This is a genomic window from Nocardia cerradoensis NBRC 101014, assembly GCF_000308535.1.
Lineage (GTDB): Bacteria > Actinomycetota > Actinomycetes > Mycobacteriales > Mycobacteriaceae > Nocardia > Nocardia cerradoensis.
Genome location: NZ_BAFW01000240.1, coordinates 100,094 through 117,552, shown reverse-complemented (window position 1 = coordinate 117,552; position 17,459 = coordinate 100,094). Strand labels below are relative to the sequence as shown.

The window sequence follows — 17,459 nt, the reverse complement described above, 5'->3', positions numbered from 1 at the left end:
GCACAGGTCGTGGTGGAGAAGCAGGCCGATCCGGCCGGCGACTGCTGACACTGCCGGGCCCTGCGGGGCGTCGAAGCACGGCCTCGGGCCACACGGCTCGGCGCACGGATTTCGCCGCGCCGGGCGTATCCGGAGGCCGGGGTGGCGCAGAGCGGTACATTGCGAATGGGTTTTGCCGTTGTCCGCGCGCCGTGGGCCGATGTTCGGTGCCCCGGATCGCCGAAACCACAGGATCGTCGAACCGGAGTTCCGGAAGAGGTGAGCTGATGCCCGACCCCGCACCAGACCCCGCTGCCGCGCCCGAGCCGGTCGCCGACACCGACACCGGCCCCGGCCCCGCCCTCGAGTCCGCTCCCGAACCCGTCGCCACATCGCCGGCCGGCGAGGTGGCGATCGCCCGGATGCCCTTCCCGGTTCGGGCGGCCCAGGTACTCGCGCTCGGACTGGCCGCGGTCGGCATCGGCTGCACCGTCACCGCGGGCTGGCTGTCCGGCTCGCACGTCGCACTGATCACCGGGCTGTCGTTCATCGTGAGCTGGCTGCTGGGCGCGATCGCCCTGGCCTTCGGTGCCGTCGGCGCGAGCATCCGGATCGGCGCGGTGCTGCTGGCGATACTCAACGCACTGTGGACGGTGCCCTCGATCGTCGTGGGCCGCCCGCCCGGTTGGCTCGGTCCCGTGGTCTCGGTGCTGGTCGCCGGGTTGCTGCTGCGACGCTCGGCCCGTGACTGGTTCGAGCCCTAGGGGCGCCGGGCCGATCAGGAGGCCGCGGCCGTGGCGGGTGCCGGGGTCCGGCTCGACCCCGCGGACCGCACCGCGAGTAGTTCGGCCGCGATCGCCACGGCATGTTCCATCGGAGTGCGGGCGCCGATGTCGAAGCCGGCCGGTGCGTGCAACCGGGCCAGTGTGTCGGCGCCGAATCCGCCGGCCTGCAAGGCCTCGAGCCGATGGTCGTGTGCCGAATGCGAGCCGAGCGCTCCCAGATAGCCCAGCTCGGGCAGCCGCAGCGCCACGGTGAGCAGGGGGATCTCGAACTTCGGGTCCTGGGTCGCGGCGACGATCGCGGTGGTCCGGTCGATGTTCCCGGCGCCGGCCTGGGCGTTGAGATAGCGGTGCGGCCAGTCCACCACCACCTCCGCGCCCGGGAACGACGCGGGAACGGCGAAGGCCTCGCGCGGATCGCAGATGGTCACCCGGTAGCCGAGCAGCCGGGCCTGCGTCGTCAACGCGGCGGCGAAGCTGTTGGCGCCGAAGATGATCAGCCGCGGCGGCGCGGTGTGGGAGGAGACGAACACATCCGATTCCGGCAGCGACACCAGTTCGGTGTTGTGCCGGCGGTCGGTGACCAGATGCTGGCCGATCACCTCCGGATCGCTGTGCCACACGACGGTGAACACCGTGACCGGCTTGTGCCGCGCGATATCCCCGGCCACCGCCGCGAATTCCGGAAAGTCGTTGCGGGAGAACGGTTCCACGAACACGTCGATGGTCCCGCATTCCGCGCTCACCTCGAATCCGGAGGTCGCGTCGAAACGCCGCAACTCCCGGTGGCCGGTGCGCGCGGCCTCCGCCGCGGCCTCGTAGACGGCCGCCTCGTAGCAGCCGTCGGAGACCGATCCGTGCACACCGCCGTCGGGATCGACGAGCATCGCCGAGCCCACCGGTAAGGGGGAGCTGCCGAAGGTGCGGACCAGGGTTGCCAGGCCGCCCGTGCGGCCGCTGTGCCAGACCCGTAGCAGGTCCTCGACGATGTCACGCATCACATGCTCCCGATCAGCGTGCGCGAGTGGGCGGGCCCGCCGGTCGTCGCGGCCCGTCGCCAGATCGTCACACGTGAGGGCCACGATAACCGGTCTCGTGCGCGGCGTCGTGTCGGCGATGGGAATTCCCCGACGGGCACCGATCGGCGCGGGAATCCGGTTGTGACATAGCACAACCGAATAACCGACCGGGTTGTCCTGTCAGGCGAACAGGCCGCGAACGAACGGCAACGAATCGACCAGTGAGGCGTTGACCGTGCCGCTGTGATCGGTGGGATAGACCCGGAAGGTCAGCGGCTGCCGGTTGGCGGTCAGAACTCCCGCGTAGCGCAGTGTCTCGGGGGTGATCACATCGGTGTCGCGCAGGCCCTGTCCCATGAAAAGCGGCCTGTCGTAACCGGTTTCGGGCAAGCCGAGGTAGCCGGCCAGCAAACCGTGCAGATCCGGAACCTGCGCCAACGGGCGGGTGAACAGATCGCCGATCACCACACCGGCGGCGGCCAGATCGTCACCGAGCGGAAGGAGGCATTCGTCCTTCGCGCGGTCGAGCCAAGAGCGGCCCGAGTCGTTCAGGAAGGATTCGATGCCGAGTTCCGGGAAGGTGGTGCGCAGGCCGTTGAGGATGTAGAGCACGTAGCCGGTGGTGTGCGGACTCAGCTTCACCGGCGGGATGCCCGGGCCCAGTGGCATCAGGATGTCCTCGATATAGGCCGGCACACCGGTGCCGACCGCCCCCCGGTAGTCCAGCTCCGGTCCGCCGAATTCGGTCGCGTAGCGCGCGGTGAACATCGCCGCGCCGCCGCCCTGCGACTGGCCGACCACCACCCATTTGTGCGACAGCCGCGAGTAGTGATCGACGGCGGCTCGCACCGCGTCGACCACGTTGTGCGCCTCGACGACGCCGTTGAGGTACGGGTGGTCGCCGGGCGTGCCGAGGCCTGCGTAATCGGCGGCCACGATCGCATAGCCCTGTTTCAGCCAGGTGCCCAGATAGGCCCAGTCCCGCTCCACGTCGCCGGGGCCGGCGATGCTGTAGGCGCAGCTGTCGCCCAGCCCGACGGTGCCGTGCGCCCAGGCGACGACCGGCCAGCCGCCGGCCGGGGCCGGTCCCGGCGGGAAGTACACCGCGGCGCTCGCGACCGTCGGCTGGTTCCCGACCGTGCTCGTCGTATAGAGGATGCGCTGGGAATCCACGGAGCCGGGCAGCGTCGCCGCCGCGGACAGCGGCTCCACCGATTGCACGGCCGGCGTGTCCGCCGCGGCGCCGGGCGCCTCGATCACGGTGGCCGTCGCGGCCAGTGCCAGAGAGCAGGCGACGCCCGCGACCGCGGTCCACAGTTTGCGCATCGTGTTCCTTTCCGGGTTCCGGTGCCGACCCCCGGGGCACGACGATCAGTGTCGCAGCCGGTCGGCCGAGCCGCCGAGGTATGTCCGAATCGTACGGAGCCGGGAGTGGCGCGGCGCACACCGAGGGCGGCTGCCCTCGCTTGTGAACGTCCTCACAGTCGGCAATGCGTGCTCTCGAATCGTCGTGGTGGTAAGGCTCACTGAAACAGTACGAGCGTTACGTAAAACCGCATGTCAGCCCTACTCGCCAGTAGAAGTGGAGCGTGCAATTAACAGGCAAATTTTGCAGGCTTAGCAAAGACCCCCGCAAAGCTAGCGGAGATTCACACTTGCAACAGGTAGACGGCAATTTTTTGTTGTGCCATCGTGTGGAAGTACACCCGTTGGGCATAGCAACCCTGCAAATTGCCGCTCCAGCAGAGTTCGGACATCGCGACCCGTAGTCGGCGCGGATGTCCGGCGAGCGGGGCAACCGAGACCGAACGAAGAAGTGGAGTCATCAGATGTCGAACGTCGGCACCCCGAAGACCGCTGCGGAGATCCAGAAGGACTGGGACACCAACCCGCGCTGGAAGGGCATCACCCGCGAGTACACGGCCGAGCAGGTCGTGCAGCTGCAGGGCAATGTCGTCGAGGAGCACACGCTTGCCCGCCGGGGTGCGGAGCTGCTGTGGGAGGGCGTCAACGCCGAAGGCGAGTACATCCACTCGCTCGGCGCTCTGACCGGTAACCAGGCCGTGCAGGCCGTGCGTGCCGGCCTGAAGGCCATCTACCTGTCCGGTTGGCAGGTCGCCGGTGACGCGAACCTGTCCGGTCACACCTACCCCGACCAGTCGCTGTACCCGGCCAACTCGGTGCCGTCGGTCGTGCGCCGCATCAACAACGCGCTGCTGCGCGCCGACGAGATCGCCAAGGTCGAGGGCGACACCTCGGTCGACAACTGGGTCGTGCCGATCGTCGCCGACGGTGAGGCCGGCTTCGGTGGCGCCCTGAACGTCTACGAGCTGCAGAAGGCCATGATCGCCGCGGGTGCCGCCGGTACCCACTGGGAGGACCAGCTGGCGTCGGAGAAGAAGTGCGGCCACCTCGGTGGCAAGGTGCTGATCCCCACCCAGCAGCACATCCGCACCCTGACCTCGGCTCGCCTGGCCGCCGACGTCGCCGACACCCCGACCGTCGTCATCGCCCGCACCGATGCCGAGGCCGCCACCCTGATCACCTCCGACGTCGACGAGCGTGACCGTCCGTTCATCACCGGTGAGCGCACCGCCGAGGGCTTCTACCACGTCAAGAACGGCATCGAGCCCTGCATCGCGCGTGCCAAGGCCTACGCCCCCTACTCCGACCTGATCTGGATGGAGACCGGTATTCCGGACCTCGAGGTCGCGCGGAAGTTCGCCGAGGGCGTCAAGTCCGAGTTCCCGGACCAGCTGCTGGCCTACAACTGCTCGCCGTCGTTCAACTGGAAGGCGCACCTGGACGACGCCACCATCGCGAAGTTCCAGCGCGAGCTGGCCGCGATGGGCTTCAAGTTCCAGTTCATCACCCTGGCGGGCTTCCACTCGCTCAACTACGCGGCCTTCGACCTGGCCTACGGCTACGCCCGCGAGGGCATGACCGCCTTCGTCGACCTGCAGGAGCGCGAGTTCAAGGCCGCCGCCGAGCGTGGCTTCACCGCCATCAAGCACCAGCGTGAGGTCGGTGCCGGCTACTTCGACACCATCGCCACCACCGTGGACCCGAACACCTCGACGGCGGCCCTGAAGGGCTCCACCGAAGAGGGCCAGTTCCACTGAGATAAGCAGTCGCCCCACGCGGGCGGCGGTGATGTGAACCCGGCGGCGACCTGTCGCCGCCGGGTTACCTCACCACCCGACATGGGCACTCCTGCAACGAGTGTCCGAAGCCCTTCCCGTCCGAACAGCCCCGGCGGGGAGGGCTTTTCCTTATAACTGAAGTCACCTCCTAATAACTGAAGTGACCGAAGGGTGTGAGCCCCTTCACCCGAGTCCACCGCCACACAACCAGCAGGAGCGGGACGTGAGCATCTCCGAAAAGATTCAGCGCGTCGGAATCATCGGCGCCGGACAGATGGGCGCCGGAATCGCCGAGGTCTGCGCCCGGGCGCATGTCGATGTGCTCGTGTTCGAACAGACCCGGGAACTGGCCGCCGCCGGCCGCGCCCGCATCCTGCGATCACTGGATCGCGGTGTGAGCAGCGGCAAGATCACCGAGCGCGAGCGCGAACAGGCCGCCTGGCGGCTGCGGTTCACCTCCGACCTCGGTGACTTCGCCGACCGGCAGCTGGTCGTCGAGGCCGTCGTCGAGAGCGAAGACGTCAAGACCGCGATCTTCAGCGAACTCGACAAGGTCGTCACCGACCCGGATGCCGTGCTGGCCTCCAACACCTCCTCGATTCCGATCATGAAGATCGCCGTCGCCACCAACAACCCCGAGCGGGTCGTGGGTATGCACTTCTTCAACCCGGTGCCCGTGCTGCCGCTCGTCGAACTCGTGACCACCCTCAAGACCAGCGAAGCGGTGTCCGCGCGCGCCGAGGCTTTCGCGGGTGAGATCCTCGGCAAGCAGGTCGTGCGCTCCGCCGACCGCTCCGGCTTCGTCGTCAACGCGCTGCTCGTGCCGTACCTGCTCTCGGCCATCCGCATGGTCGAATCCGGTTTCGCCACCAAGGAAGACGTCGACAAGGCGATGGTGCTCGGCTGCGCCCACCCCATGGGCCCGCTCGCCCTGACCGACCTGGTGGGCCTCGACACGGTGAAGTCGATCGCGGACTCCATGTACGCCGAATTCAAGGAGCCGCTCTACTCGGCCCCCCCGCTGCTGATGCGCATGGTTGAGGCCGGGTTGCTGGGCAAGAAGACCGGAGCGGGCTTCTACCAGTACAACCGCTGACCGGCCGGGCTCACCACACAGAGCTTCGCCCCGCGGAACTCGCAAACGGTTGACGGAAGGTCGAACTTACCGACCACCCGACCGACACGGAGCGAGTCTTACGAGCGGCCGTTCGCGGCCGGCTCGTCGTTCGGGTACCGCTGCGCAAGCGACGAAGGAGCAAGCAGCGGTGCCCGAACGACGAGCCCTAGGGGCCGCGAACACGCCGGAGCGAAGCGGAGGCCAAAAAACACAGGCATAAGCTGCAGTGAGGTCCTCGACCGCAGCTCGAAAGGGAGTCCCGCTCATGGTCAACGTCACCGACGGTTTCGGATCGAGCATCCTGGGTTACCCGCGGATCGGTCCGCACCGGGAGCTCAAGCGCGCACTGGAGTCCTACTGGCACGGCACCCTGTCCCGCGAGGAATTGCTCGCGGTGGGGCGCGACATCCAGGACACCCAGTTCTCCGAGCTGGCCGCGACCGGACTGACGCAGGTACCCGGTAACACCTTCTCCTTCTACGACCACATCCTCGACAACGCGCTGCTGTTCGGCGCGGTCCCGAAGCGGTTCGAGCCGTATCGCGAGGAGCTGCACCCGCTCGACTTCTACTTCCTGATGGCCCGCGGGCGGCCGGATCTGCCGCCGCTGGAGCTGGTCCGCCTGTTCGGCACCAACTACCACTACCGTCAGCCCGAACTCGACGCCGATACCGAATTCTCGCTGCATCCCGAAGCCTTGCTGGAGGAGTGGGATCGGGCGATGGACCGCGGTATCGAACTGCGGCCGGTGGTGCTGGGACCGTTGTCGCTGCTGCTGCTGTCGAAGGCCGGGCAGGTGCCGGGCGAGACCGAATTCGACCAGCTGACTCTGCTGGACAAGCTGCTGCCGGTCTACGAACAGCTGCTCGAGATCCTGGCCAAGCGCGGTTCCACCTGTGTGCAGTTCGACGAGCCGTGTTTCACCAGTGAGCGCACGCCGGAGGAACTGGCCGCGTTCGAGCGCGCCTACCAGCGACTGTCGACGTCCGCGCTGCGTCCGCGCATCCTCGTCACCGGCCAGTACGGCGATTTCGGTGAGGCCGTGCGGATTCTGGCCGGTACCGCGGTGGAGGCGATCGGGCTCGACCTCGCCAGCCACCGCATCCGGCCCGAGGAACTCGCCGAGATTCCCGGAATCCGGCGCAAGCGGCTCTACGCCGGCGTGATCAGTGGCACCAACGTCTGGCGGGCCGACCGGCTGGTCACCCTCGAATACCTCAACGCGCTGTCGAAGGTGTGCCCGGATCTCGTCGTGTCCACCGGGACCACGTTGCTGCACGTGCCCTACGACCTGCTGGTCGAATACGATATCGAGGGCAACGTCGCCGACCGCCTCGCTTTCGCGAAACAGAAAGTGCTCGAAGTCGTTTCGCTGGCGAAGGCACTGACCGAAGGACCGTCCGAGAAGTGGGCCAAGCGGCCGACCTCGGTGCACTTCAAGCAGAAACACGCTGTGCGGCAACGGGTTTACGCGGTGACCCCGCAGATGCGCGAGCGCGAACCGTACGAGGTGCGGGCGAAGGCGCAGCGGGAGCGGCTGAATCTGCCGCTGGTTCCGGCGACCACGCTCGGTTCCTTCCCGCAGACCGACGCGGTGCGCCAGGCCCGCTACGACCTGGGCGAAGGCCGGCTGTCCTACGAGGAGTACCGCAAGCGGATCGAGGCCGAGATCGAGTCGACCATCCGCCTGCAGGAGGACATCGGCCTCGACGTGCTCGTGCACGGTGAGCACGAACGCAACGACATGATCCAGTACTTCGCCGAACTGCTCGACGGTTTCGCCACCACCCACTTCGGCTGGGTGCAGGTCTACGGTTCGCGGTGTGTGCGGCCGCCGATCATCTACGGCGACGTGTCGCGGCCGAAGCCGATGTCGGTGGAGTGGATCACCTACGCGCAGTCGCTCACCGACAAACCGGTGAAGGGCATCGTGACCGGTCCGGTGACGATGGTGGCCCGCTCGTTCGTGCGCCAGGACCAGCCGCTGTACGAGACCGCCGATCAGGTGGCGCTCGCGATCCGCGACGAACTGGCCGATCTCGAGAAGGCCGGGGTGGCGATCATCCAGGTCGACGAACCGGCGGTGCGGGAACTGCTGCCGTTGCGTCCGGACGGGCGCACCGAATATCTGCGCTGGGCGGTCAACGCGTTCCGGCTGGCGACCTCCGGGGTGCGGCCCGACACTCAGATCCACACCCACATCGCCTACTCGGCTCGCTCCGAAATCGTGCGTGCCATCGAGGAACTCGATGCCGATGTCACCGCCATCGTCGCGACCCGCTCGCTGGAATGGGTGCTCAAGGCGCTGACCGAGGATGTCGAGGAGGGGCACGGCCTGAGCCACGGCGTGGGTCCCGGTGTGTACGAGAGCCGTTCGGCGCGCATTCCGGACATCGACGAGATCGACGAATTGCTCACCGCCGCAGCCGAAGCAGTGACACCGCAGCGGCTGTGGGCGAATCCGGACGGCGGTTTGAAGACCCGCCACTATTGGCAGCTGGACCCGTCGCTGCGCAATATGGTCGCCGCGGCTCGCCGGGTGCGGCGCCGCGCCGAAGCGGCTGACTAGGCGTTAGCCTACGAATACTGTTTCGAGATCAGGAGAACCGCTCATGGGTATGTTCGACCAGCTCAAGGATGCCGCCGGTAAGGCAGCCGACCTGGCGGCCAAGAATGCCGACAAACTCGACCCGGTGATCGACAAGGTCGGCGATCTGGTCGACAAGCAGACCAGCGGCAAGTTCGAAAAGCAGGTCGACGCCGCACAGCAGGCCGCGAAGAAGGCGCTGCACGAGCAGACCGGGAAGTAGTCCACACAGGTCGTACACGGGCGAAGGCCACGCCCGGCTCCCCGCCGGACGTGGCCTTCGTGCTGTGCGATCAGTGCCGGCCGAACAGCAGTGCCATCAGCGTCGCCATGGTGTCGTCGGCCTTCTGGGTGCGATCGAAGGTCGTCAGAGCGAGCAGCGAGGGGAAGCGCTGTCGCGCGACCGCGTGGGCGTAGGTGAACTCACGCAAGCCGTCGGGGCCGTGGATGCGGCCGAAGCCCGAGTCGCCGACACCGCCGAAGGGCAGCGACGGAATCTGCGGGAAGGTGAAAACCGCGTTGACGCTGACCATTCCGGTGCGCAGCCGGTCGGCCAGTTCGCGCCCGCGCGCCTTCGAGAACACGGCCGCGGACAGCCCGTAGCGGCTGTCGTTGGCACGGGCTATCGCGGTATCCATGTCGGGCACCTTCGCCACGGTCAGGGTGGGTCCGAAGGTTTCCTCGGTGACGGCCGGGGCGTCCTCGGGCACGTCGACCAGCACGGTCGGCTGCACCACCTGCCCGACGATCGAGTCGGCGCCGCCGGTCAGCGCCCGTCCGCCCCGCGCGACGGCGTCCTCGATGTGGCGGCGGATCACCTCGAGCTGTTTCGGCATCGTGATCGGGCCGATCTTGGCACCCGAATCATTGCCCGCGCGTTGTTGTTTCGCCTTCGTCACCAAGGTGTCGACGAAGGTGTCGTAGACGCGCTCGTGGACGTAGACCCGTTCGGTGCCGATACAGGACTGGCCGGCGTTGGCCATCCCGGCCCACAGCGCGGCGTCGGCCGCGGCGTCCAGATCGGCGTCGGCATCGACGAGCAGCACGTCCTTGCCACCGCATTCGGCGACCAGCGGCGTGAGGCTCTCGGCGCAGACGGCCATCACCTTCTTGGCCGTCGCCGTGGAGCCGGTGAAGGCGATCTTGTCCGCACCCGATCGGCACAGCGCGGCACCGGTCGGCCCTTCGCCCGTGATCAGTTGCAGCACCGGCTGTTCCGGGACGACCTCGGTGAACATGTCGACCAGCCAGCGACCGACGCCGGGGGAGTATTCGCTGGGTTTGAACACCACGGCGTTACCCGCCGCCAGCGCGTACACGATCGAACCCAGCGGCGTGAACACCGGATAGTTCCAGGGGCCGATCACGCCGATGACGCCGAGCGGCTTGTATTCCACCGATGCGGCCTGGTTGATCGTGAGCAGCCCCACCCGAGCGCTCTTGCGGCCCAGCACCTTCGGGGCGTTGCGGCCCGCCCACTTCAGATGGTCGAGACTCAGCGCCACCTCGAGTGCGGCATCGGAATACGGTTTACCGGTCTCGTCGTGCATCACCGCGGCCAGCTGACGCATCCGGCGGGCCAGCAGTCCGGCGAAACCGGCCAGGCGCCGCGCCCGTTCGGCGTAGTCGAGGCCGGACCACCAGTCGAATGCCGCGCGGGCTCGGGCCACCGCCGCCTCCACATCGGCCTCGGTGTGGATCGGGTAGGTGCCCACCACCTCGCCGGTACCGGGATCGTGCACATCGAAGGTGGCGTGCGTGCCGATCTCACCGATCTCGTTCAGGGTCGTCATCGGGTGGCCTCCTTCGTAGCGGTGCCGGTGCTGGACGACGGGGTGCGGCCGCGGATCAGGTCGGCCGCCTTCTCACCGATCATGACGGTCGGTGCGTTGGTGTTGCCGCGGACGATGCGGGGCATGACCGAGGCGTCGATCACGCGCAGTCCGCTCACGCCGTGGACGCGCAGTTCGGGGTCGACCACCGCGGTCTCGCCGGTGCCCATGGCGCACGTGCCGACCGGATGGAACAGCGTTTGCGTCCAGCGGGCGATATGGGCCCGCCAGCCGTCCTCGTCGATCCGGTCGGCGTCTTCGGGCAGGTAGGAGCGGTCGAGGTGGGCGGCCAGCGGTTGCTGCCGCGCGATCTCGAGCAGTTGGCGGCAGCCGGCGAGCAGGGCATCCGCGTCGCGCGGGTCGGAGAAGTAGGCCGGATCGATCTCCGGCTTCCACAGCGGATCGGCCGACCGCAACCGCAACCGGCCGCGGCTGTGCACGTCGACCAGCGTCGGGCCGGCGGTGAACATCGGCGCGATGTTCTCGTGAAAACCGTTGTCGTAGAACGCCGTCGGCGCGACGTGGTACTGGATGTCGGGGCCCTCGAGGCCCTCGCGGGTGCGCACGAATCCACCGCCCTCGCCGACATTGGAGGTCAGCGGCCCACGACCGAGCGCCTGCCACTGCGCGAGCCGGAACGGGGTCTCGAAATCGGCGAGATCGGAGACGCCGCGGGTGCGCCACAGAATCGGAGTGACCGGGTGGTCGTGCAGATTCTCGCCGACGCCGGGCAGGTCCACCACCACCTCGATGCCCAGTTCGCGCAGGTGGGCCGCGGGCCCGATACCGGAGAGCATCAGCAACTGCGGCGAATTGATGGCACCGCCGGACAGCAGCACCTCGGCCTCGGCGCGCACGGTGTGCTCGCTGCCGTGGCGGCGATAGGTGACGCCGACCGCGCGGGCGCCGTCGAGTACCAGCGCGGTGGCGTGCGCCTCGGTCCGCACCGTCAGATTCGGCCGGTCCAGCGCCGGTCGCAGGTAGCCGTCGGCGGTGGACCAGCGGCGCCCGTTGCGATGGGTGACCTGGTAGCGGCCCACACCCTCCTGCGTCGCACCGTTGAAATCGTCGGTGCGGGGCAGGCCCACGGCCGCGGCGGCGGCGATCCAGGCATCGGTCAGTTCGTGGGTGAAGCGGCGGTTCTCGACGTGCAGCGGGCCGTCCGTGCCGTGATAGGGCGAACGCAGGCCGGTGTTGGTCTCCGACCGCACGAAATAGGGCAGGACGTCCTCATAGCTCCAGCCGACCGCGCCGAAGTCGCGCCGCCAGCCGTCGTAGTCGGCGCGATTGCCGCGGATGAAGATCATCGCGTTCATCGACGAGCAGCCGCCCAGCGCCTTCATCCGCGGCCAGTACGCGCGCTGCCCGCCGAGATGTTTCTGTGGTGTGGTCTCGTATCGCCAATCCCATTGGGTGCGAATCAATTTCCCCCACGCGGCCGGTATCTTGATCTCGTCGGCGCGGTCCTCGGGACCGGCCTCGAGCAGCAGGACCGAGACCTGAGGATCCTCGGTGAGGCGATGGGCGAGGACGCAGCCCGCGCTCCCCGCTCCGATGATGATGTAGTCGAACGATTCACGGTCGGGCACGCGAGGACCTCCAGCACGGTTGCCGAACACGACACGGATCCGGCCGGGCCGACCTGCGGTGATAGCCGTAGAGACCGTCCCGGAGCCGGTTCCAGGGTCGACCTTACGCTGTGCGGGGCGGTCGGGCGCGGAGTTCGGTGCGGCGAATCGAGGCGGGAGCCGGCGAGGTCGGGCGCGGCGCGGACGCTGCGTCGTAGCGCCTCGGAATATCAAGGTACACAGGCGCTTACAGGTCATGTGACGCATTCGGGCCGGACGGCGGTCGACCTCGGCCCCTACCGCCGTGTGGCGGCGGGCCGGCGAGCGGGTGGGTCGGTGTGCGCGAGCCCGGGCGTATCCGGACCGCGGCACGTAGGATTCGGCCGGACCCGCCGATCCTTCCGGGTGGCGTCGACGCCCGGCGCGAAGACGGGCGCACCGGTATGCAGGCGAACGGCAGGAGGGCCGTGATGGGTGGTTCGTTCCCGTGGGGTGCACGCCGCGGTCTGCCACGGATCTCTCGGCCCGTCGTGGGGGTGGGTGTTCTCGCGACGGCGTGGGTGAGCGCCGCGGCCGTGCTCCCGGCCGCGCTCGCCCCGGTGCACGCCGAGGCGCCTGGTTGCGCGGCCACCTCGGTGGAGCAGATGGTGCCCGCCTCGGCTCCGCTGCTGGATTTCGCGGAGAACCTCGGCTACGACGCTCAGGGCGACCTCTGGATTTCGCGGGTCTTCCGAAATGTGGTCCAGCGCTACGATTCCGCGGGCCATGTCACCGCGGAGGTGCCGGTGGACGCGCCCGGCGCGATCCGGCTCGGTCCCGACGGTGCGCTGTACGTCGTCTTCGGCGACTCGTCGGCCGGACTGCTGCCCGGCGCGCACAACTCCGGCGTGGTGCGGTTCGATCCGGCTGCCGACCATCCGGTGCCGCAGGTCTACGTCTCCGGTCTCGGTATGGCCAACGGCGCAACCTTCGACGGGGCGGGCAATCTGTATGTCGCCGATACCGCACACGGCGTGGTGAAGGTACGGCCCGGCGGCTCCGTCGACGCGGACTGGACCGCACGCGCGGTGGCCTCCGGCGTGAACGGCATTGTGGCGCAAGGCGATGTGCTCTATGCGACGCTCTACCGGAGTCTCGACGGTCGCATCGTCCGCCTCCCGATCGGCGCTCCGCAGGAGCAGACGACCGTCGCGTCGGTCACCGTCGGGGCGCTCCCGCTGACCGCCCTGCCCGACGATCTCACCGTGGGGCCGGACGGCATGCTGTACGTCGCGACCACGACCGCTCGTGTGGTCCGCGTCGACCCGGCCACCGGCGGGGTCTGCACGGTCGCCGACCTGGGTGTGCCGGCCACCTCGGTCTCGAGAATCCCCACCGACGATCGCGCGCTGCTGGTCACCACGGGAACCGGGAGCGTGCTTCGCGTGGTCCTCGGCGGATGAGGTTCGCCGGTGCCGGTACGCCGATGAGCGGAGGCCGGCCCGGGTGACCGGCGCGATCGGTCGATACCCGCGACGTTCCCGGCGGCTACAGCATCGGGGCGAGGGTGCGCAGACCGGCGACGAGCTGCTCGGCCGAGGGGGCGGACTTCGGATCCAGCAACCACTGGACGAGCAGGCCGTCGAGTAGCGTCCAGAGCAGCACGCCGATCGGACCGCCGTCGTCGTCCTCGATATCCCTGGCGGGCAACAACATTCGAGTCAGTGCGGCCTTCCCCTCGCGCTGTCTGGCCGCGATGTCGGCCTTGACCTCACCGGAATGCAGTGCCTGGGCGAGACTTTCGATATTGGCCGCCCACAGCGCCCGCTGGTCGGTGAAGGTGGCGGTGAGACGCCTCAGGAAGGTGAGCAGCCGCTCGGCCGGATGCGGTTCGCTGCTCTCGGCGAGCGCGTCGAGGATCTGCTGCACGGCCTCGGCGGACGATTCGATCATGGCCTGGGTGAGCAGCGCGTCGCGGGTGCCGAAGTGGTAGTTGATCGCGGCGAGGTTGCTGCCCGAGGCGGCGACGATATCGCGCACCGTGGTCCGGGCGTAGCCGCGTTCGGCCAGGCAGTGTTTGGCGGCTGAGAGTAGATCCTCGCGTGTTCCCACGTCGGCAGGGTAGCAAGTGCTCGCTGACGCATGTTTCAAACAAATGTTTGTGACAATTGTTTGAAACGGCTGTATGGTTCTCCGTATGGTCACGCAACGTCCGATATCGCCCTTCGAGTCGGGTTACTTCCAGGAACACGCCACCTTCGGTTCCGTGCCGGTCGGCGGAATGGCGCTGTTCATCGGATCGACCGTCGAGGGGGAATTCGACACCGAACTGCTCCGCACGGTGCTGGCCGAACTGGCCGCCGAAAATCCACTGCTCAGCTGCCGCCGAGTCGACGACGGCGGGATGCTCGTGCTCCGCCACGTCGAGGGCTACCGTCCCCCGGTCACCGAAAGTCCCGGTGGCGATATCGAATACGTCGATTTCGTCAACCAGCCGCAACCGTGGGACGACGGTCTGTTCTTCGCGCGGGTGTTCCGCGAGGACGACCGGACCCGTATCGTGCTCGTCATCCACCACGGAATCACCGACGGCCGTTCGGCTTTCGCGCTACTGGACGAGATGTGGCGGCGCTACACCGCGCATCACCACGGCGCGCCGATGCCGGTGCGCGCGAATCACGAACTGCCGCAAGCGGTCGACGAGCGCCTCACCGCCGTCGTCTCCGAGGCGGAGGTCACCGAACTGCTCGCGGCGATGCGCACGATCATCGGTGATCCGCCCGCGCGCCTGCCGCGCGACGGCACGGCCGGATCGGGACGCGGACTCTTCGTCGCCGAGCGGATCGAATTGGAACCGGAGGTGACCGCGGCCTTCGCCGCGTCGGCGCGCGCGGCCGGAATCGGGGTGAACGCCCTGCTGAGCGGGTGTGCGCTGGCCGCGGTGCGAGCCGAACTGGGCGGGGTCGGCGCCCTGCCGATGGTCTGCGGCTATGCCGCCGATATGCGGTCGGCCCTGGATCCGTGGCTGCCCGACGAGACGGTGCTCAACTGCGCCTCCGGCTGGGGCACGCTCCTGGCGGTGGCCGAATCCGCCGATCCGTTCGACCTGGGGCGGGTGGTGCACGCCGACGTCCGCGCGGCGCTCGAGCGTCGCGACCCCGCGCGGGTGGCGTTGGCGGGCAGATACATTCGCGACGAGGCCACCGCCCGGATGCTCGCGGAACAGCCCAGTATCGCGCTGTCGAACATCGGCAGGGTGCCGGACCACATCGTTCCCGAGGGGGTGCGGCTGGTGCGCGACAACCTGCTCGCCATGGGGCCCGGCATGCCGCCCAAGCTCACCGCCTTCACCCTGGGGGAGCGGCTGACGGTGCAGGTCGAATACGACACCAACGATCACAGCCGCGCCCAGATGGGCCGGGTGCGCCGCAACCTCGCGGAGTTGTTGCACCGCACCGCCGCGGACGTCGGCGTCGCCCCGAAATTCACATGGTGGCGGCGTCGATGACGAACCGGTACCGCACGTCGCTGGCGACCACGCGCTCGTAGGCCTCGTCGATGCGATCGGCGGAGATGACCTCGATCTCCGCGCCGATGCCGTGTTCGGCGCAGAAGTTCAGCATCTCCTGGGTTTGCGGGATGCCGCCGATATTCGAGCCGGCCAGCGACCGGCGGTTTCCGGTGAGCGTGAACGGCCGCACCGCGAGCGGCTGATCGGGCAGGCCGAGGATCACCATGGTGCCGTCGAGGTTCAGCAGGCGCATATAGGTGTCGATCGGCAGATCGGCCGAGACGGTGTTGACGATCAGGTCGAATCGGTTGCGCAGATCGCGGAAGATCTGGCGGTCGGTGGTGGCGTAGTAGTGGTGCGCGCCGAACCGCCGGCCGTCGTCCTCCTTGTTCAGCGAATGGCTCAGCACCGTCACCTCGGCGCCCATCGCGGCCGCGATCTTCACCCCGACATGGCCCAGGCCACCCATGCCGATGATGGCCACCTGCTTGCCGGGACCGGCGTTCCAGTGCCGCAGCGGCGAAAACAGCGTGATCCCCGCGCACAGCAGCGGCGCGGCCTCGTCGAGTCCGATGCCCTCCGGAATGCCCACCACGAAGCCGTCGGTCACCACCACCTGGGTCGAATACCCGCCCAGGGTGTAGCCGCCGGCCTGGATCTCCTCCGGGACGGTGCCGTTGTAGGTCATGGTGGCGCCGCGTACGCAGTACTGCTGCTCACCGGCCAGGCAGGGCTCGCACTGTCCGCACGAATCGACCATGCAGCCCACGCCGACCCGGTCGCCCACCGCGAACTTGGTCACCTCCGGACCGACCGCGGCGACCAGACCGGCGATCTCGTGCCCCGGGACGCACGGGTATCTGGTGCCGTGCCACTCGTTGCGCGCGGTGTGGATGTCGGAGTGGCAGATGCCCGCGTACTTGATATCGATCAGCACATCGTGCGGGCCGAGTGCGCGGCGTTCGATGGTGGTCTTGGTGAACCGCCCGTCGGGCGCGGACACGGAATACGCGGCAGCTGTGGTCATGCGTTCATGCCTACCCCCGCATGGTTGCCTATGCAAACTATCCGCACGAGGCGACCCGCCGGTCCATCCCCACCGAGCGACCCGCCGGTCGGATGTGCTCGGCGGGCTCGCGCCGATATCGGATGCTGATCCGGTGGCGATCCTGCTGGCCTTGCTCTCGATGTGTTCGACGCTGGCAGGCGGGCTGGTGGCCGCGCGCATCGGCGAGCGCAAGCGGCTGATCCTCGGGCTGGCCGCCGGGATCATGCTCGGTGTGGTCGCCTTCGACCTGATTCCCGATGCGCTGGCCGAATCCGGTCGGCTCGTCGCGGGGGTGCCCGGGGTGCTCGTGGCCGCGGTGATCGGCTTCTTCACCATCCACATCATCGAACGCGAGATGGCGATCCATGTCGGTCACGAACAGGATTTCGGCCGCCACACCCACGACTTTCCCTCGGTCGGCCTGGTCGCCACCGGAGGGCTGATCTTCCACAGCATGCTCGACGGCCTGAGCATCGGCGTCGGGTTCCAGACCGGGACGGCACTGGGCGTCTCGGTCGCGATCGCGGTGATCTCGCACGATTTCGCCGACGGATTCAACGCCTTCACCATTCCCACGCTGTACGGCAACGCGCGGCGGCGGGCGCTGACCCTGCTGGGGCTGGACGCGCTGGCGCCGGTGGCGGGCGCGATCATCGGCACGGTGATCCGGGTGCCCGCCGACGTCGCGGGCCTGTACCTGGGATATTTCGCCGGATTCCTGCTCTATCTGGCAACGAGTGACATTCTGCCGGAAGCACATTCGGGCCGACCGTCGCGAGCCGTGCTGTTCTGCACGATCGGGGGCGCCGCGCTGATGTTCGCGGTGGCGGCATTGCAGGAGTGATACCGGGCGCCCCGCCGATTTGATACACATAAAAGCACAAACTCCGCCAG

At 68.3% G+C, this 17,459-nt stretch carries 14 protein-coding genes; 8 read left to right on the top strand and 6 right to left on the bottom strand.

Annotation, left to right across the window (positions count from 1 at the left end; translation table 11 throughout):
- Nucleotides 1-266 precede the first annotated feature (266 nt).
- Entirely contained in the window at nt 267-743 is a 477-nt protein-coding gene (locus ON23_RS25455; protein WP_039781241.1) for a hypothetical protein, read from the top strand.
- A gap of 14 nt (nt 744-757) precedes the next feature.
- On the opposite strand, the gene ON23_RS25450 is transcribed toward ON23_RS25455, so the two are convergent.
- Nucleotides 758-1,759 carry an XdhC family protein gene (locus tag ON23_RS25450; protein WP_039781283.1) on the bottom strand — a complete coding sequence of 334 codons (1,002 nt, stop codon included), beginning with the start codon at nt 1,757-1,759 and terminating at the stop codon, nt 758-760.
- Between the two features lie 201 nt (nt 1,760-1,960).
- Nucleotides 1,961-3,106 (bottom strand): lipase family protein, encoded by a 1,146-nt coding sequence (locus tag ON23_RS25445; protein WP_039781240.1) that lies wholly within the window; start codon nt 3,104-3,106, stop codon nt 1,961-1,963.
- A 503-nt stretch (nt 3,107-3,609) separates the two neighbouring features.
- On the opposite strand from ON23_RS25445, the gene aceA reads away from it, so the two are divergent.
- The 4 genes from aceA to ON23_RS25425 all read left to right on the top strand — a co-directional run bounded on the left by aceA (nt 3,610) and on the right by ON23_RS25425 (nt 8,850).
- On the top strand, nt 3,610-4,902 hold the full coding sequence (aceA, locus tag ON23_RS25440; RefSeq protein ID WP_030518801.1) for an isocitrate lyase: 1,293 nt from the start codon (nt 3,610-3,612) through the stop codon (nt 4,900-4,902).
- A gap of 250 nt (nt 4,903-5,152) precedes the next feature.
- The gene (locus ON23_RS25435) at nt 5,153-6,019 is read left to right on the top strand and encodes a 3-hydroxybutyryl-CoA dehydrogenase (RefSeq protein ID WP_039781282.1); all 867 of its coding nucleotides are present in this window, start codon (nt 5,153-5,155) and stop codon (nt 6,017-6,019) included.
- 286 nt (nt 6,020-6,305) lie between these two features.
- Nucleotides 6,306-8,609, top strand: coding sequence for a 5-methyltetrahydropteroyltriglutamate--homocysteine S-methyltransferase (metE, locus tag ON23_RS25430; RefSeq protein ID WP_039781239.1), 2,304 nt, complete (start codon nt 6,306-6,308; stop codon nt 8,607-8,609).
- 43 nt (nt 8,610-8,652) lie between these two features.
- Entirely contained in the window at nt 8,653-8,850 is a 198-nt protein-coding gene (locus ON23_RS25425; RefSeq protein ID WP_036506129.1) for an Rv0909 family putative TA system antitoxin, read from the top strand.
- A gap of 70 nt (nt 8,851-8,920) precedes the next feature.
- Here the strand turns inward: ON23_RS25425 and ON23_RS25420 are convergent, their stop codons facing one another.
- Nucleotides 8,921-10,420, bottom strand: a complete 1,500-nt coding sequence (locus tag ON23_RS25420; RefSeq protein ID WP_039781238.1) for an aldehyde dehydrogenase family protein — start codon at nt 10,418-10,420, stop codon at nt 8,921-8,923.
- Nucleotides 10,417-12,048, bottom strand: coding sequence for a GMC family oxidoreductase (locus ON23_RS25415; RefSeq protein ID WP_039781237.1), 1,632 nt, complete (start codon nt 12,046-12,048; stop codon nt 10,417-10,419). Before ON23_RS25415 ends, ON23_RS25420 begins: the two co-directional genes overlap by 4 nt.
- A gap of 449 nt (nt 12,049-12,497) precedes the next feature.
- On the opposite strand from ON23_RS25415, the gene ON23_RS25410 reads away from it, so the two are divergent.
- Nucleotides 12,498-13,469, top strand: a complete 972-nt coding sequence (locus ON23_RS25410) for an SMP-30/gluconolactonase/LRE family protein (RefSeq protein ID WP_157170291.1) — start codon at nt 12,498-12,500, stop codon at nt 13,467-13,469.
- A gap of 85 nt (nt 13,470-13,554) precedes the next feature.
- Here the strand turns inward: ON23_RS25410 and ON23_RS25405 are convergent, their stop codons facing one another.
- Nucleotides 13,555-14,118, bottom strand: coding sequence for a TetR/AcrR family transcriptional regulator (locus tag ON23_RS25405; protein ID WP_039781236.1), 564 nt, complete (start codon nt 14,116-14,118; stop codon nt 13,555-13,557).
- Between the two features lie 85 nt (nt 14,119-14,203).
- On the opposite strand from ON23_RS25405, the gene ON23_RS25400 reads away from it, so the two are divergent.
- Complete coding sequence (locus ON23_RS25400) at nt 14,204-15,514, top strand: phthiocerol/phthiodiolone dimycocerosyl transferase family protein (protein WP_039781235.1); 1,311 nt, start codon at nt 14,204-14,206, stop codon at nt 15,512-15,514.
- Here the strand turns inward: ON23_RS25400 and ON23_RS25395 are convergent.
- Nucleotides 15,492-16,544: an NAD(P)-dependent alcohol dehydrogenase gene (locus ON23_RS25395; RefSeq protein ID WP_039781234.1), complete on the bottom strand. Its 1,053-nt coding sequence runs from the start codon at nt 16,542-16,544 to the stop codon at nt 15,492-15,494. The genes ON23_RS25400 and ON23_RS25395 overlap by 23 nt on opposite strands.
- 133 nt (nt 16,545-16,677) lie before the next feature.
- Between ON23_RS25395 and ON23_RS25390 the strand changes: the two genes are divergently transcribed.
- Nucleotides 16,678-17,409, top strand: a complete 732-nt coding sequence (locus ON23_RS25390; RefSeq protein WP_039781280.1) for a ZIP family metal transporter — start codon at nt 16,678-16,680, stop codon at nt 17,407-17,409.
- Nucleotides 17,410-17,459: the final 50 nt, after the last annotated feature.

Bases quoted from the DNA above. Each gene is read 5' to 3' on its own strand.
- ON23_RS25445 (WP_039781240.1), bottom strand. From the start codon at position 3,106: ATGCGCAAACTGTGGACCGCGGTCGCGGGCGTCGCCTGCTCTCTGGCA.
- ON23_RS25450 (WP_039781283.1), bottom strand. From the start codon at position 1,759: ATGCGTGACATCGTCGAGGACCTGCTACGGGTCTGGCACAGCGGCCGC.
- ON23_RS25400 (WP_039781235.1), top strand. From the start codon at position 14,204: ATGGTCACGCAACGTCCGATATCGCCCTTCGAGTCGGGTTACTTCCAG.
- ON23_RS25455 (WP_039781241.1), top strand. From the start codon at position 267: ATGCCCGACCCCGCACCAGACCCCGCTGCCGCGCCCGAGCCGGTCGCC.
- ON23_RS25395 (WP_039781234.1), bottom strand. From the start codon at position 16,544: ATGACCACAGCTGCCGCGTATTCCGTGTCCGCGCCCGACGGGCGGTTC.
- metE (WP_039781239.1), top strand. From the start codon at position 6,306: ATGGTCAACGTCACCGACGGTTTCGGATCGAGCATCCTGGGTTACCCG.
- ON23_RS25425 (WP_036506129.1), top strand. From the start codon at position 8,653: ATGGGTATGTTCGACCAGCTCAAGGATGCCGCCGGTAAGGCAGCCGAC.
- ON23_RS25420 (WP_039781238.1), bottom strand. From the start codon at position 10,420: ATGACGACCCTGAACGAGATCGGTGAGATCGGCACGCACGCCACCTTC.
- aceA (WP_030518801.1), top strand. From the start codon at position 3,610: ATGTCGAACGTCGGCACCCCGAAGACCGCTGCGGAGATCCAGAAGGAC.
- ON23_RS25410 (WP_157170291.1), top strand. From the start codon at position 12,498: ATGGGTGGTTCGTTCCCGTGGGGTGCACGCCGCGGTCTGCCACGGATC.